Raw genomic sequence first — 16,920 nt, forward strand, 5'->3', positions numbered from 1 at the left:
GAATCTTTGATTTACTAAATGTTAGTATAATAGTTTATAAAAAATATTATATCATAAATAATATATATTAAAATAAAATTATTAATATTTTATGTTTTTTATTTTATATTATATTTTTAAATATATTTTATAGGATTTTTTATAATGTATTTAATATTATATTATATATTATAGTTTCTAATATATTAATTAATATAATAATTAATACAAAAATTAATAGAGAATATATTTGATGAGTGATAAGTGACAAGTTAAAAGTGATAAGTTAAAAAATAAAAGAGAAGGGGTAAATAGTTTATATTTTCCATATATTTTTATTACATATTTGTTATATAATGTATATATGTATATTTAATAATATTATTATGATAATTACTAATTGAATTTTCGCAGTAAAAAAATACTGTCTAGCGAAGGGAAATGATATCTTGCGTAAGAAACATTTGAACAAAGTTTACAAGTTCTAAGCAAGATATCATTTACCGCAGCGGTTGTTTTTCACCTGCGAAAGTTGAATTATTAAAAATAACATTTTTAAAAGGGGGCAAAAAAATGAAAACTGATGAAAATAAAATAACAATAGAAAATGTAACAAAAACATATGGTAAATTTAAAGCACTAAACAACATAAATTTAGAAATAAAAGAAGGTATGTTTGGTCTTTTAGGTCACAATGGAGCAGGTAAAACAACATTAATGAAATTGATAACTGCTTTAACAGAACCTACTAAAGGTAGAATTATAATAAATGGATTTGATACTAAGAAAAATAAAATGGAAATTAAAAATATTATAGGTTTTCTTCCACAGGAATTTAGTGTATACCCTGATTTAACAGCTTATGAATTTTTAGACTATATCGCTAAGTTAAATAATATAAGAGATAAAAATAAAAGGTCAAAACTAATAGAATCAATATTAAATAAAGTAAATTTATTGCATGTAAGAGATAAAAAAATAGGTGGATTTTCAGGAGGTATGAAGAGAAGAATTGGAATTGCCCAGGCAGTTATAAAAGATCCTAAGGTATTAATAGTAGATGAACCAACAGCTGGACTTGACCCAGAGGAGAGAATTCGCTTTAGAACCATGCTCGTTGAACTTAGTCAAAATAAGATAGTTATATTATCAACTCATATTGTTGAAGATATATCAGCTTCTTGCGAGCAAATAGCGTTGCTTGACAGAGGAACTTTAAGTTATACAGGAACACCTATAAATTTTGTAAATAAAGTTGAAGGTAAGGTATGGGAGATATGTACTGAAAGCAGAAAAGAACTTATAGATATAAAAAATAAATACTCAATAATATCTATGAAGCAAACACAGCAGGGGATAAGAGTTCGTGTTCTTGGAGAAAATTTAAAGGAAAATTCAAGAATAAAAAAAGCAGTTCCTAATCTAGAAGATGGTTATATATATTTTATGGAAAACAAAAAAGAGGTGAGAAAATTGTTTCGTAATCTTTTTACAGTAGCAGGGGAAGAATTTAATAGAATAAGAAAAAGCTTTTTATTTTGGGTAGGTGTAATATTAGTTGTTTTTATGCCGCTAATTGTAAATAATCCTATTCAAGCGGGATGTCTTTGTACTGCTAATTCTGTAGCTTATTATGTATTTCGAACAACTTGTGATTTAAGTGTAATTCCTATTGTTTTATTTATAAATTATATATTTTTTTACGATGATAAAACAGAGATGAATAGCGTTATTTTTACACAGCCTATAGAATCTAAAAGCTATGTTTTAGGTAAATTTCTAGCTGTTTTTCTAATGTACTTATTTTTAGTTTTTTTGAAATATGTATTCTCATTTTTATTCCTCTTTATTTTAAAGCAGCACCGTATTCACCAATTCCTTTTTTGAAAGCTTTTGTTATATACTTACTTCCATCTGCTTTTTATATTATTTCTTTATGTTATTTTATTTTAATTGTATCTAAATCAACAATAGTAACAACAATAGTTCCTATAGTATATGTTATGCTTAAATCCTTTTATGAAAATACATTAATAGATTTCTCACTAGCAGGTTCAAAAATAGGAGCTTTAGCTTCTGGAGAGAAATTGCCAGATTCATTTATTCCATTTTTAATTAAAAATAGAGTACTTTTTATTCTATTAGGAATAATTCTACTTGCAGCATCTATATACTTCTATTCTCCTATGTCCGTAAAGAAAAGAAAAAATAAAGAATCAAAAGCTTCAAAAATCAAAATAAATTACACCTTTAAAATACAATCAAAAATCGTAAGAAGAGGAGTTATAGGAATTGTAGGGGCAGCCATATTGTTGATATTATTAAATAGAAAACCAGTTCTATGGAATTCCATTAAAATATTCTTTATAATAATACCTTTATTCCTTACAGTAAATGTATTATCGGATGAATATATACAGCACAGAGAAGGTATACTTTTTACATGTAAAACCCCAATTTATAAACAAATGCTAATTAGATTTTTTCATGGATGGATATTTAGTGAAGGAGCTATATTAATATGTTATTTATTTGCATTAGCTTTAGGTCTTGAATATAATTTAGAAAAATTCTTAGCAATTCTTATAATATCTACTTTTTTAAGTATGCTTGGTTTAACATTTTCTAATTTATCTAAGAAACCTTTACTAGGGTATATTGTACCTATAGCGTATTGGGTATTATTTTTAGCACAAGGGGCTAGATTTAACGAAAAATTTATGGGAATATCTGTTATGATAAATCTTATATTAACCTCTCAAATGGTATGGTCTAATATTATAAGTTTATCAGTATTTAGTATTATTTTACTTCTTTTTAATATATGGTATATAGGTAAAGGTGAAAAGATAAGAAAACCTTTATTAAAAGGAAGTTGTGGAGCTCTTGCTGCCATTTTTATTATATTTCTCATATTCTCTTATAATATTAATTCTAAAAGAACTATAGCTCAAAGGATAATAAAAAACACAAAGGATACTATATATGTTTTAGCTTGTGATGATAATGAAGCAAAAAAATTTCTCGAAGATAGGGGTATAAAATATGTATCCTTAAAAAATTTAAATTATGATAATCTAGATAAAAGCAATGCAGTATTTATAAGTGATACAAATTGTGAAAATATAAAAAAAGATATAGGCTTTAAAAATAAAATAAAAATAGATGATGATGGTATATCGATAGATGATTTTAATATAGTAGATGGTTCAAGTTATAGAGTTACTGCACAAAATCCTAGAAATATAAAAAAAAGCATTGTTTTTATGGAATCTAAGGATTGGACTGAAAATGAATTAAAAGCCCTATTTGATAAAAAGACAGGTAATTTTATTGCTTTAAAAGATGATACTTGTTTATTTAAAAGTAACTATAGCTTAAAAAATCCAGATTCTATGATAGATAATATGGAAATGGCTTATAAAGGTGCATGGCTTATGAAGAAAAAAGAAGATGTTAAGATAATGTATAGAAATATACCAAAAGCTAAAGTAACTGTAGATGATCTTCTTGATATATGGTATGTTTCTCATAAAGAGCTTAATGCTATGGTTGAAGATGATATAGATGTAGATACTCTTCAAATCTATTTTATGGATAATCCAAGTAATCTAAGTGATAATGCACTTAAAATAAGAGTAAGAGACAGAAGAAAATTTGATGCTCCTACAGGAAATAATACCTGGATTCAAGATATAGCGCAGTCTGCCATAGATGATATACTTCTTAAAAATATAAGTGATAAGGATTTAAAAAGTGGATGGGGATATTATTTATTTAACACAAGAATAGTAACAGCTTTAGCAGGGGATTTGGATAAGTATATTTTAGATTATAATTACAGAGAAGTTAATGGAGATATAAGAGATTTTTATGGAAATTATGCTGATTCCTTATCTAAAGAGGTAAAAAGGATAGAAAAAGATATTTCTTCAAAAAGATCTAATATTGATTATGCTAGTGCAAATATATTGTATTCTATTGATAATGAAAAAAGTGATTTATATAAACTTATAGATACAATCTATAAATCTGATACTCCTATTGATAAAGTAGGCTTTGAAAAAATATTTAATAGTAAATTTGCTTTAGATGATAATCCTATTAATTTTTATTCTGAAGTAAAAGAAAAATGTGATAATTATGGTACTTTAGCAACTTGTTTAGTTCCTGTTCATACTCCTACGCATTAGAGTGAAAAAAGGGGACGGTTCATTTCTCACAAAGAAAGTGAACCGTCTAATTTTTGTTATTTACACCTTTTATAAAAATAAGAATGGATAAATAGCTTATTCAACATAGCGTATGGTGTCTACAATATTATCACAAACAATTTTCTTAATTGGTACTAATACTGCAATTATTGAAATAAAAGTGCTCAATACAAATGCTATTATCATTGGAATTGCTGGAGTACCATGTTGTATTTCAAATAAAACTTTTACAAAAGAACAAGATATTCCTGAAATAAGAATTCCCAATATGCTGCTTAGAATTGCAAAGAATAAAGCTTCTAATAATACTGATTTCTTTAAATGTTCTTTTGTAAAACCAACAGCCCTCATAATACCAAACTCATTTTTTCTTACTATAATACTAGTATTCATGGTATTTATAATGTTTAAAATAGCTATCAATGCTATTATAGTTATAAAACTGTATATTAAAAAGTTAATATTTCTTTTTGCTTGTTTTAAACTAGCTACATCCTCATAAAAAGAGTATAATTTACTTCCAGAAATTTTATTAGATGTTTTTTGTAAATGAGAAAATACATAATCTTTTTTAGAAGGATCTTCTATTTTTATATCTAATCTTTTGAAATTATCATAAGGACATAGGGTTTTTAGTATATCATTACTAGCAATAATATCTAGAGTTTGATTGTGAATTAAAGAAAAAGGTATTTTATCAACAAAACCTCCTACAATAAACTTTTGTTCTTTTTTATAAAATTTTTCATTCTTGAAATCATTTGTAACATTTAATGTTATTATATCTCCAACTTTTAAATTTAAATATTTAGATATTTTTTTAGAAGGATCTAAGCCTATTAGTACTATAGGTTCTTTTTTCATTTTATTTATATCTATAGAGCCCTTTACTATATTTTTTCTTAATATTTTAAGCATGTCATCATTATATCCTTTAAAGCTTATAGGAGTAGATATTTTATTTGTAGTTTCATCTTTAGTAGTTTGTACATAAGTATCTTTAATAATATCTTTCTTTACAAAATTATCTTCTAATAGTGCATTTCCTGTTAAAAATTTCATTTCATACACATTTTCAATATCAGGAAGGAGTTTTATTTGTTCTATGTCTTTTTTTGAATATCCATTTTGGGGAATGAAATTTCTTTCAATTTGTAATTTAAATTGTCCATTTTTAAAATATTGTTCAGGGTTACTTACAGGCATGTGAGTAACGAAGTAAGAGAAAGTTATAAATAATATAATTGTAGTAGAAAGAGATATAATAGTTACTTTTGTACGTTTTTTATTTCTCCACAAATTTTTATAAGAAATCATTCCTATATTTCCAAAAGTATTTTTTATTAATTTATGCCATTTTCTCTTTTTTAGTATATTGACTTCTAAGTTTTTAGTACCGCAGACAGCTTCTATAGGAGATACTTTGGAAGCTTTTTTTGAAGGAGCAAGTGTAGATAGTAAAACAGTAATCAATCCAATTAATGCAGAAAAAATAAGAATTTTATTAGAAAAAATAAATAATATTTTTTGTTGTTCATATATTTGATCTACTTTAAGATAAACTATTTTTGAGATTAAGAGTCCTAAAAAAAGTCCAATAGGAATTCCTATAATACTCAAAAGCAAACCTTCTTTTATTACTAGATTTTTAATATGAATAGGTCTAAATCCAATACAACGTAAAATTCCAAATTCTTTTATTCTATCAATTATTGACATATTAAATATATTATAAATAACAGCTATAGCAGCTATAGAAACTATTAAAGTAAGAATTAAAACAGCTATTTTAGATTTTAAATTTTCTCCTGAAGCGCTAATAAGATTGTAATTTATTTCAGAATTTTCAGATCCAAGATTCAAATTTACATCTATTTTGTTCTTAAGAGTATTTATATCTGTATTTTTATTTATTTGTAGAAAACTATAGTAGTATAAATAATTTTTGGGAAGTAAGTTTTCTACTGTTTTTAAAGGTACATAACCAAAGGCAGTATTATCAACTTTACTTCCTGCTTTATCCTTAAGTATACCTGATAAGATAAAAGTTTGAGTTGTTTTATGCATAATAGGGATTTTATCTTTTTTAAGAACAGGCTTATTGTCTTTCATTAGTATTTTATTTAATGTTAATGGAATTTTTTGACCTATTTGTGTAGGAATATTTAATTTTTTTAAATACCACTCATCTATGCATATTTCATTAGATTTTTTAGGATATTTTCCTTTTATTAGAGGTCTATAAAACATATCGAAATAATTATCACTTACACCTTGTATGTTAAGTGATGAATTTCCGTTGTTACAGTATCCTAATAAAAGTAAAGTTCCTACTTTATCAACTTGTTTTATGTTTTGAATATAGTTTACATTATTTTTAGTTATATTTTTGTATTGTAAATGATAAAATCCCCGTGTTCTTTTTACATTTTCAATAGCTGAATTTTTGATACACTCTCCTATAATTCCTATAGTAGTAATTAAACAAACAGCTAAAATGATACTCAATATTATCGATATAGAACGTTTTGGCTGTTTTTTTAGATGTTGCATAATGAGCTTATTGGTTTTCATACATTTATCACCTCATCACTAATGATTTCATTATATTTTATATTTTTGACTTTGCAATTATTAGAAAATTTGACTTTTTAATTTTTTTAAATTTATGTTGATTATTCTTAACATAGAAAACACCTACCTTTTCTAAAATAAAAAATTGTAAATTTAAAGTAAAAATAATATATATAATACATATATGTAATATTGTACCATAGTACATATGATTTTTTAGGGTAATAGCTCGTTGATTTGTGAGAATTCAAGAACAATCATTAGAAATGAATTGTATATTTACAAAAAAGTTATATAAATGTAAAATAGAGTTAATGATTATAATTAAAATTAAGAGATATGAAAAAAAAAGATAGTATCTTGATATTATAAATTTATTAAGTAATTACTCAACTTTCGCAGTAAAAAAATATTGCTTAGCGAAGGGAAATGATATCCTGCTCAGAAACCTTTCACTTCAGTAACAAGTTCTAAGCTTTACTCATATTGAAAAAAGATTTTTTAATTAATATTCCGTAGGAATCAGTAATTAAAAAATAACTTTTTTCAAATTCGTAAAGCTAAGAACTTGTAAACTTTGCTCAAATGTTTCTTACGCAAGATATCATTTCCCGTAGCGGCTATTTTTCACCTGCGGAAGTTGAAGTAATTATTAATAACATAAAAAATTTTAAAAAATATATGGGGGATGGCATATATGAATATATTAAAGACTAGATCTCTTTGTAAAACTTATGGTAAGGATACTGCTAAGGTTCAGGCTCTTAAATCTATAGATTTAGAGATAAGTAAAGGTGAATTTGTAGCTATAATTGGTCCTAGTGGTTCTGGAAAAAGTACTTTGCTTCATCTATTAGGTGGATTAGATAAACCTAGTAGTGGAGAAGTTACTTTAAATGGGAAAAATATTTATAAATTATCTGAAAATAAACTTTCTGATATAAGAAGAAAAGAATTTGGATTTATTTTTCAATCCTTTAATCTTATACCAGTATTAACTGGAGAAGAAAATATACTACTTCCTTTAAGTGTAGATAATACAAAAGTTGATAATTCTTATATAAAGGAAATTATAACTACACTAGGAATTAAAGATAGAATTAAGCATTATCCTAATGAACTATCAGGAGGTCAACAACAAAGAATAGCTATAGCTAGAGCTTTAGCTGTAAAACCTTCTGTTATATTTGCAGATGAACCTACAGGAAATTTAGATAGTAAAACTACAGAAGATGTTTTAAGAATACTGAGATATTCAGTAAAAAAATTCAATGCAACTTTGGTTATGATAACTCATGATGAAAAAGTAGCTTCTTGTGCAGATAGAATAATAACTATAGTAGATGGACAAATTGTAAAAGATGAAAAAAATACTTCTAGTAATGCTAAAGATGAAATAGCTGGATCAAAGGAAGTGTCTCTTAAATGAAAGATTCAAAATTAATAATGAGTTATATAAAAAAGCAACCTAAACGTACAATGTTTATAATAATAAGTATAATTATATCTACAGCGCTTATAGCAACAGTAGGATTATTAAGTAGTAGTATCAAGGCTAACTTAATTGAGGATACCAAAAATGCTTATGGAGAACAATATGCTAGAATTGAAGTTACTAAGGATAAAGAGGTAGAATATATACAAGATAATCCTATTTTTAATAAAGTAGGATTATCTTGTATTTATGGGACTACTGATTTTTCAGAAAAACTTAGACTTAATATAGAAGCATGGGATAATAAAACCATGGATATAGAAAATTGTAAGCTTATAAAGGGGACTTTTCCAGAAAAATATAATGAAATATGTATTGATGAGTGGTATTTGGAAGAAATGAATTTACCTAATAAAATAGGTTCTAAAATAAAATTAAATCTTAGCTGTGGGGTTAGTAAAAATTATCATGAGTTTAGTAAAGAATTCATTCTTTCAGGAGTAATAAAAAATAAGGCTGGTTCAAAATATAGTGGATCATCTTTAGGTATAGTATCTTTTTTAGCTATTAAAGATTTACCTGAAGAGCTTGTAAAATACGGTGTTTTTGTAGTTCCTAAAGAAACTATCTCTGTTGAAAAAGCATTAAAAGAAATATCTAAAATTCAATCAAAACTTAATATTAAAAAAGACAAAATTCAGATAAATAGTGGATTAATAAATCTTATTAAAGATAGTAATAAACCTAATATTACTACAATACTTTTTACTTTAATAGTATCAATTGCTGCCATTGCTGTTATATACAATATTTTTAATATATCTATAATAGGAAGAATAAGAGACTATGGAGTATTACGTTGTATAGGATTTAGAACTTCAAAAATAAAAAAAATAGTTTTAAAAGAAGGATTTATTTTAAGTATAATATCTATTCCGTTAGGTCTTATACTGGGATGTTTAATATCAAAAGCTGTATATAAAAAAGTAATATCTTTATCTAATGTAGTAAATGCTAAATTAACTTTTTCTTATAAAATATTAATATTTGCTGCTGTAGTTTCATTAATAGGAGTATTTATATCCACATTAATTCCTGCGTTTCATGCATCAAAAATATCTCCTTTACAAGCAGTATTAAATACAACAACTTCATCAAAAATAAATCATAAAAAACAGGGATTTATAAGTAATTTTTTTGAAAATATAAATTCCTTTGCATATAAAAATCTTTGGAGAAATAAAAAAAGAACTTTAGTAACTATTTTTTCTTTAGGTTTTAGTATAGTTTTATTTATAGTATCTACTTATTATTTTAATCATTTTCCTATGTATGATCCTAGTACACGATTTACTAATGGTGATTTTAAATTAGGTGTATCTGATTTTTACAATGGAAGTAAACTGTATACTGATAATGATGTAGATACTATTAAAAATATACCTGGGGTTAAAAAAGTTATTAAAAATAGAACTCTTGGACTTCAGGCTGTATTAAAAAAAGAAAACATGACTAAAAAGTTTTTAAATGCTCCACGTACTAATTTAAAAACAGAAGGAAATAAGTATATACTTCAAAGTTATGGTAATGGATATACTAAAGATATGTTAAAAGATTTATCTAAATATGTAGTTAAAGGAAATTTAAATATAGATTCTTTTTGTAAAAATAATGAAATTATAATAAATAAAACAGATTTTACAAATATGCTTAATCTTAAAGTAGGAGATGAAATTATATTAAGAGAATATGAGGAGGATAAACCTAATCCAAAACAAAAATCTTTTAAAATAGCTGCAATAGTTTCAGATATGCCTTATTTTGTACAAAAAAAAGGATTTAAGATTCCTTTTATAGTAAATGAAAAAGTTCTTAAGAATTTTTTTAATGTTGATGGATATAACGAAATTGATATATCTATAAATAAAAATGCAAATATAAAGACTATTGAAGATAATTTAAAAACAATAGCTGATAAAGTTCCTACGGGATTATGTACATCTTATTTTGAAGCAATAGATACAATTAAAAAAAGTAGAAAAAATATATCTATATTAATGAACAGTTTTGTAGGATTTTTAGCTATAATAAGCATTTTAAATATAGTAAATACAATGAATACAAATATACTAATGAGAGTAAAAGAGTTTGGAGTACTTAGAGCAATAGGCCTTAACAAAAAACATGTAAAGAAAATAGTTTTATATGAAGGAATGTTTTATGGAATATTAAGTTTTATATTTGGTTTGATTATTTCTTCTATAGTGTGTATTTTACTTTATAACGTAGTAGAAGGAATGAAGCCAGGAGCTCCAATACTTTCCATGTTAATAGCATTAATAATAAGCATTATTGTATGTATAAGTGCAAGCTTATATCCACTAAAAAAAGTAACATCTTCAAATATTGTAGATTCTATAAGAGATAATAACTAAAAAACCTAATGAGAAGTTTTCCTTCTCATTAGGTTTTTTATTAAAAGGAATTTGTTTTTTTATACTCTAATTTCCCATTTTTTATATTATAAATTTTATCACATAATATATTTATATCTTGTGAGTTATGGCTAGTTATAACTACTGTTACGGTATTCTTTTTTAAATTTAATATTAATGATCTAATTAAAACAGTTAAATATGCTCAACAATATGCAGCAGCATTCTTCTATAGATTCTTACAGGAAGTAGGAGAAGCTTAGTTTTATGAATAGGACAGTTCATTATTTTAATCTGTAATTTGCAGATAAAAATAATGAACTGTCTTTTTGTTTTATACTAAAATAAAAAAGAAGATAGTGATAAAGATATTCCAAAGATAATTATAATTTAATAGAATAAAATGTTATATTTTGGTATAATTATATGGGAATATTGTCCATTTAATTTAAAACTATTTTCAATCTAGGAGAGTGATTTTCATGGAATTATTAAAAATAAAATCTCTTTGTAAAACATATGGAAAGGGAAATGCAGAGGTTAAGGCACTTAAACCTACAGATCTTACTATAAATAAGGGAGAATTTGTAGCTATAGTAGGACCAAGCGGTTCTGGAAAAAGTACATTATTACATTTAATGAGTACATTAGATAAGCCTACGGGCGGTGAAGTTATATTAGAAGGAAAAAGTATATTAAAACTTTCTGAAAATAAATTATCTGATGTTAGAAGAAAAAAATTTGGTTTTATATTTCAATCTTTTAATCTTATACCTGTACTTACAGCAGAAGAGAATATAAAACTTCCATTAGGTATAGATGGAGAAAAAATAGATGAAGATTATGTTAATGAGCTAATAAGTCTTCTTGGTCTTGAAAAAAGAATAAATCATTATCCAAATGAACTTTCAGGTGGACAGCAGCAGAGAGTTGCTATAGCAAGAGCATTAGCTGGAAAACCTTCTATTATATTTGCAGATGAACCGACAGGAAATTTAGATAGCAAAACTACAGAAGAAGTGTTAAATATGCTTCAATTCTCTATAAGAAAATTCAATCAAACACTTATAATGATAACTCATGATAATAAGGTGGCATCTTATGCAGATAGAATAGTAACAATTATAGATGGAAATATAACAAGTGATAAATTTAAGGATAGTATAAGGAAAGAAACTATAAAGAGTAATAAGTCAAAAAACATTATACAAGATAAAGAACAGATTCCTTTGCAAAAGAAGGTGGCTAATTAATGAAAGATTCAAAATTAATAATCAATTATATAAAGAAACAACCAAAACGTACATTATCCATAATAATAAGTATAATAATTGCAACTGCTCTAATTGTAACTATTGGCATAGTAAGTAGTAGTTTAAAGAAAAGTATTATAGAAAATGCAAGAAAAAATTATGGGGATGAATATGCAAGGTTTTCCTTTAAAGATAAAAGTATGATAAAAGATTTAAGAGATAGTAAGAAATTTAATAGAATAGGAGTTTCAGTTCCATATGGAACATTTCCCAGTGAAAAAAGTAATACATCAGTTAACATTGAAGCTTGGGATAAAGAAACTATAGATATTTTTAATATGGAACTTATTAAAGGTAAATATCCTGAAAAAAATAATGAGATATGTATTGATGAATGGTTTTTGAAGGAAAATAATATACCATTAAAAATAGGTACAAAAATACCAATGAAAGTTTTAGCTACTATTGAGAATAATGGAAAATACAAAGAGTATAAATTTGATAGTAATTTGACTCTTTCTGGTATACTTAAAATTCAACCAGGAGTTAAATACAGTGGTACATCTCAAGGAATAGTTAATTTGGATACAGCTTTAGAAAACCTTCCTAAAGATTTCATTAAATATGGTGTTTTTGTAAAAACGCCAGATAAAGTAGGTATGAATAAAAGTCTTAGCATTATTAAACATACTAAACAGGATTTAAATCTTGAAGATAAAGATGTTGAGATAAATTATGGACTTGTAGAGGTTTTAAAAAACGGGAATAAACCTAGTGTTCCAACAATATTATTTATACTTATAGTTGTTATTGCAGCTATTGCTGTAATATACAATATATTTAACATATCAATTCTTGATAGAATAAGAGATTATGGTATATATCGTTGTTTAGGTTTTAGACCAAAAAAAATAAGAAAGTTAGTAATAAAGGAAGCTCTTTTAATGAGTTTAATTTCAATACCTCTTGGTATTTTAGTTGGGTATTTAATATCAACAGGAGTATATACAAAAGTATCTTCTTTAACAAATATTGAAAATTCTAAATTAACATTTTCATATAGTATTTTAATTGCAGCAGCTATTATTTCTTTAATAGGTGTATTTATATCTACATTAATTCCAGCCAAACATGCATCAAAAGTAGCTCCTTTAGAAGCTGTTACAAACACAAAATCTTCATCCAATACTAATAAAATAAAAGATAAAAAATGGCATTCTATAATACAAAAATTCTTTGGTAATACTGGAAAACTGGCATATAAAAATTTATGGAGAAATAAAAAGAGAACCATAACTACTGTATTTTCCTTTGGTTTTAGCATAATTTTGTTTATAGTATTCACGTATTTTTTTAATCATTTTCCAATGTATGATCCTAGTAACAAGTTTACAAATGGGGAATATAAGTTAACTATGAGGAAAATGTGTTCTGATGAAAATGTTTATAGTGAAAGTGCTGCAAATAAAGCTAAGAGAATACCAGGAGTTGAAAATATAATTCCTAAAAGATATAAGGAAGTAGGAGTTATCTTAGAAAAGAAAAATATGACAAAACAATTATTAGAATATCCGTACAGCAATCTTAATAAAAAAGGAGATGAATATCATTTACATGGATTTTTAAATGGATATAATAAGGATAATTTTAAATCTCTTAATAAATATCTTGTAAAAGGGAATTTAAATTCTTTTAATGAGGATAATGACATCATAATAAATAAAAGTGATTTTACAGATATGGTAAATTTAAATGTTGGTGAGAAAATAATAATAAGACGATTCTATTATGAAAAAGAAGGGGATTCTGAGCCTAAGTATGAGGACAAGAAGTTTAAGATAAAAGCTATTGTTTCAGATATGCCTTTTGCTGTAAAGAAAAAAGGTAAGGGAATAGGTTTTATGATAGGAGAAAATTGTTTTAAAAATTTCATAAAAATTGATGGATATAGAGAAATAGATGTTAATGTAAGCAAGGATGCAGATAATGATTTTGTAAATAATAAGTTGAAGCAGATAGCTGATAGTAGTGAAAATGGTTTATGTATATCTTATTTTAATGAAATTGAGAGTATCGAGAAATCAAGAAGAAATATATCTTTGTTAATGTATAGTTTTATAGGGTTCATAGCTCTTATAAGTATAGTTAATATAATAAATTCTATGAACACTAATATATTAGCTAGAACTAGTGAGTTTGGCACTTTAAGGGCTATAGGGCTTAACAAGGGTCACATAAAGAAGTTAGTGGTATTTGAGAGTACTTTTTATGGCATAATGAGTTCTATATTTGGAATTATAGTATCTATTATTGTCTGTATTGTTCTTTATAATGTGGTGGAAGGCATGAAGTCAGGTATACCTATAATTCCTATCATTGGAGCTCTTATTATGAGTGTATTAATATCTGTTTTGGCAAGTTTATTCCCACTTAGGAAGGTGGCTTCAATGAATATTATTGATTCCATCCGTGAAGTAGATTAGGAAGGACAATGCTTTGGAGGCTTATAAGGTTTCTCAGCCATAAGTGTATGAAGTCAGTAAATAAAAAAGTGTATAAGAATAGGAATCCTTCACTCCCATAACGGGCTCTAAGCCTTACTCATATTGAAAAAAGATTTTTAAATTAATATTCCAAAGGAATTAGTAATTTAAAAATGACTTTTTTCAAATTCGTAAGGCTAAGAGCATGTAGATGTTGTTCAAAGATTCCTATTCTTATATTTTTTTATTTACTGGCAATATACAAAACCTGTGAAGTAAATATTTATATAGTGTTAGAAATCGTGTCATTTTAATAACAAGTTCTAAGGTTTTTTACACAAGCATATATTTGTCTATATATTTAAAATAAAGTAATATAATGATATAATTTAAAATAAGAGTAAAATATTGTATAAGATAATAGATATATTAATTTAATTCAGAAAGGTGGAGCTAAGTATGGGTATATTAAGTAATTTTATAACTATAGCAACTTTTGGATTATTAGGTATACATATAGGATCTAAAAAGTCTGGTAAACATAAATTTTATAGTGATTTAATATTTATTTGTTTAGGTGTATTGTCTTTGTATATAGGAATACATACGAATTTAATTAATATTTTTGGATTTAAAATTAAGTTAAATATTATGTTGTCTTCAATTTTTATTGGGTTAGTTATAGGAAGAAATTTACGTTTATATAGAAAAGTAGTTGCTTAATTTAATAAGAGTTAAAAATTCTAAAGGCTCTCTGTATGTGCAGAGAGCCTTAAAATTTTCTACTGTATTAAAGCTTTTCTTTTATAAAATGAATTATATTACTAATAGTTTCTCTATCATTTATACGATTATAGTATTCAATAAATTGAAAAATTAAAGTATTATTTTCAGGTAGTAATTTAAGAGATATTATTTCAAGCAATTGATTTTTTAAATTGTCTAGTTCATCTACATTACTGTCATTTACAGCTATCTTTAAAAGATTTTCCATAGAAGAGTTTATAATTGATATTTGTTTATATTTTTTTGCTTTATTTAAAGCTTCATTAAAATATTGTTTACTCATTTTAAAGTTTTTTATAGTATATAATCCTAACCCAATATCATTATATATTTCACAACAATATTTTTTTTCATCCATCTCTTTATATTCCTTTAAAAGAGGAAGACTTTTATCTATATATTTTTTAATGTTTCTACTATCATTCATTTCAATATACAATTCAATTGTATTACATAGTACAACAAGAGACATTTCTATATCATTTTTATTTAAAATTAATATTTCATTATGGATTTGTAATGCTTCAACGTAAAACCCTTTTTCTTTTAAGCAGTTAGCTTTTAAGATTAAGATGTTTATTTTTTCAATAGGTTCATAAATTAATTTATCCTTGAAAGTATGTTCTATCTGTTCTATTTCTTTTAGGGCAAAAGTATAATTTTTTAGATTCTTGTAGGCTATTATATTATTAAATTTAATTTTATATTTTATGTCTTCAGGAATATTATCCATGTATATATAAGCTAATCTGTTGAAATCTAAAGTTTCCTTAAATCTTTTCAAATTATTACAACAATAAGTAATATCAATAATAAGTTCTATTAATTCAGAATTATTAAAGCTATTGGTATAGCTTTCAAAAGCCATTATAAAATAGGTATAAGCTTTATAAAAATTATATGATTTTTTAAATATTTCACCGAGCTTTGTGTATATTATGATTTTTTCTTCTTTCAATTTATATTTGTTAAGTATTTTTTGTATTTCATCTACAGTTTCCTGATATTTATCTTCAAATACCTTTTCAGGGGTAGAATCTAAAAATACAATGAATTTTTCACATATTGATTTTCCTTGACATTGAGCAGATTTGAGTAAGTACTCTAGAGTAATATCACATTTAATAGATTTTTTTTCACATATTTTATGTATATTTTCTATTAAAATTTCAGCCGTATTTTTTGTAAGTCCAGTTTTATCAGTTTCAAGCATACTTATCATATTTCTTGTGAGTTTATCTCCACTTAACTCGTATTGTTTTATTTTATATTGTTTTCTTATTTTTTTTAATTTTTCTCCACAAGTGATTATTTTAGTATCCATAAAAAATTCTCCTTATTTGTATATTGATGTTTAATTATATTGTACTAAAAATTTATTAAAAGTAAATAAAATAACTTTACTTTTATATAAATAAGATATATAATGAATTTGAATTAGAAAATTTTTACAAAAATATTATAATTTATAATTAGACAGGAAGTTAATTAATTTAATTATATTTTGTGCTTTAAGCACGGAGAAAGGATGAGTGTTATTATGAAAAAGATAGTAAAAATTATAGGATTAACATTATCGTTAATGCTTGTCTTAAATACTGGGGTAAAAATAGTTAGTGCAAAAACTATAAATAAAAAATCAACAAATACGTTTAAAAATCAAATTCAATTACAAAGTATGTGCAGTACTATTGATCCTGATAGTAAAGGAAAATAAACAAGAAATACTATTTATACAATAATTAAAAGTTAGATAAATCC

At 24.7% G+C, this 16,920-nt stretch carries 10 protein-coding genes; 8 read left to right on the top strand and 2 right to left on the bottom strand.

Annotation, left to right across the window (positions count from 1 at the left end; translation table 11 throughout):
* Positions 1–552 precede the first annotated feature (552 nt).
* Both ACFIJ5_RS18045 and ACFIJ5_RS18050 read left to right on the top strand, forming a co-directional pair.
* Positions 553–1,866: an ATP-binding cassette domain-containing protein gene (locus ACFIJ5_RS18045; RefSeq protein WP_379809675.1), complete on the top strand. Its 1,314-nt coding sequence runs from the start codon at positions 553–555 to the stop codon at positions 1,864–1,866.
* A complete protein-coding gene (locus ACFIJ5_RS18050) occupies positions 1,863–4,172 on the top strand; it encodes an ABC transporter permease (protein ID WP_379809676.1) in 2,310 nt (769 codons plus the stop codon). The genes ACFIJ5_RS18045 and ACFIJ5_RS18050 overlap by 4 nt, the downstream gene beginning before the upstream one ends.
* Before the next feature lie 96 nt (positions 4,173–4,268).
* Here the strand turns inward: ACFIJ5_RS18050 and ACFIJ5_RS18055 are convergent, their stop codons facing one another.
* Entirely contained in the window at positions 4,269–6,767 is a 2,499-nt protein-coding gene (locus ACFIJ5_RS18055; RefSeq protein WP_379809677.1) for an ABC transporter permease, read from the bottom strand.
* A 697-nt stretch (positions 6,768–7,464) separates the two neighbouring features.
* Between ACFIJ5_RS18055 and ACFIJ5_RS18060 the strand changes: the two genes are divergently transcribed.
* From ACFIJ5_RS18060 to ACFIJ5_RS18080, 5 genes are all read left to right on the top strand, one after another.
* A complete protein-coding gene (locus ACFIJ5_RS18060) occupies positions 7,465–8,196 on the top strand; it encodes an ABC transporter ATP-binding protein (protein WP_379809678.1) in 732 nt (243 codons plus the stop codon).
* Positions 8,193–10,637 (top strand): ABC transporter permease, encoded by a 2,445-nt coding sequence (locus tag ACFIJ5_RS18065; RefSeq protein ID WP_379809679.1) that lies wholly within the window; start codon positions 8,193–8,195, stop codon positions 10,635–10,637. Before ACFIJ5_RS18060 ends, ACFIJ5_RS18065 begins: the two co-directional genes overlap by 4 nt.
* A gap of 482 nt (positions 10,638–11,119) precedes the next feature.
* The gene (locus tag ACFIJ5_RS18070; protein WP_379809680.1) at positions 11,120–11,890 is read left to right on the top strand and encodes an ABC transporter ATP-binding protein; all 771 of its coding nucleotides are present in this window, start codon (positions 11,120–11,122) and stop codon (positions 11,888–11,890) included.
* Positions 11,890–14,373: an ABC transporter permease gene (locus tag ACFIJ5_RS18075; RefSeq protein ID WP_379809681.1), complete on the top strand. Its 2,484-nt coding sequence runs from the start codon at positions 11,890–11,892 to the stop codon at positions 14,371–14,373. Before ACFIJ5_RS18070 ends, ACFIJ5_RS18075 begins: the two co-directional genes overlap by 1 nt.
* A gap of 459 nt (positions 14,374–14,832) precedes the next feature.
* On the top strand, positions 14,833–15,096 hold the full coding sequence (locus ACFIJ5_RS18080) for a hypothetical protein (protein ID WP_379809682.1): 264 nt from the start codon (positions 14,833–14,835) through the stop codon (positions 15,094–15,096).
* Between the two features lie 67 nt (positions 15,097–15,163).
* Here the strand turns inward: ACFIJ5_RS18080 and ACFIJ5_RS18085 are convergent, their stop codons facing one another.
* Complete coding sequence (locus ACFIJ5_RS18085) at positions 15,164–16,483, bottom strand: helix-turn-helix domain-containing protein (protein WP_379809683.1); 1,320 nt, start codon at positions 16,481–16,483, stop codon at positions 15,164–15,166.
* A gap of 216 nt (positions 16,484–16,699) precedes the next feature.
* On the opposite strand from ACFIJ5_RS18085, the gene ACFIJ5_RS18090 reads away from it, so the two are divergent.
* Positions 16,700–16,876, top strand: a complete 177-nt coding sequence (locus ACFIJ5_RS18090) for a hypothetical protein (RefSeq protein WP_379809684.1) — start codon at positions 16,700–16,702, stop codon at positions 16,874–16,876.
* Positions 16,877–16,920: the final 44 nt, after the last annotated feature.

This window comes from Haloimpatiens myeolchijeotgali (assembly GCF_042688525.2).
Lineage (GTDB): Bacteria > Bacillota > Clostridia > Clostridiales > Clostridiaceae > Haloimpatiens.

What these genes read in the sequence shown, in the direction of transcription:
- ACFIJ5_RS18090 (WP_379809684.1), top strand. Translation starts at nt 16,700, where the DNA reads ATGAAAAAGATAGTAAAAATTATAGGATTAACATTATCGTTAATGCTT.
- ACFIJ5_RS18075 (WP_379809681.1), top strand. Translation starts at nt 11,890, where the DNA reads ATGAAAGATTCAAAATTAATAATCAATTATATAAAGAAACAACCAAAA.
- ACFIJ5_RS18070 (WP_379809680.1), top strand. Translation starts at nt 11,120, where the DNA reads ATGGAATTATTAAAAATAAAATCTCTTTGTAAAACATATGGAAAGGGA.
- ACFIJ5_RS18080 (WP_379809682.1), top strand. Translation starts at nt 14,833, where the DNA reads ATGGGTATATTAAGTAATTTTATAACTATAGCAACTTTTGGATTATTA.
- ACFIJ5_RS18065 (WP_379809679.1), top strand. Translation starts at nt 8,193, where the DNA reads ATGAAAGATTCAAAATTAATAATGAGTTATATAAAAAAGCAACCTAAA.
- ACFIJ5_RS18060 (WP_379809678.1), top strand. Translation starts at nt 7,465, where the DNA reads ATGAATATATTAAAGACTAGATCTCTTTGTAAAACTTATGGTAAGGAT.
- ACFIJ5_RS18055 (WP_379809677.1), bottom strand. Translation starts at nt 6,767, where the DNA reads ATGAAAACCAATAAGCTCATTATGCAACATCTAAAAAAACAGCCAAAA.
- ACFIJ5_RS18045 (WP_379809675.1), top strand. Translation starts at nt 553, where the DNA reads ATGAAAACTGATGAAAATAAAATAACAATAGAAAATGTAACAAAAACA.
- ACFIJ5_RS18085 (WP_379809683.1), bottom strand. Translation starts at nt 16,483, where the DNA reads ATGGATACTAAAATAATCACTTGTGGAGAAAAATTAAAAAAAATAAGA.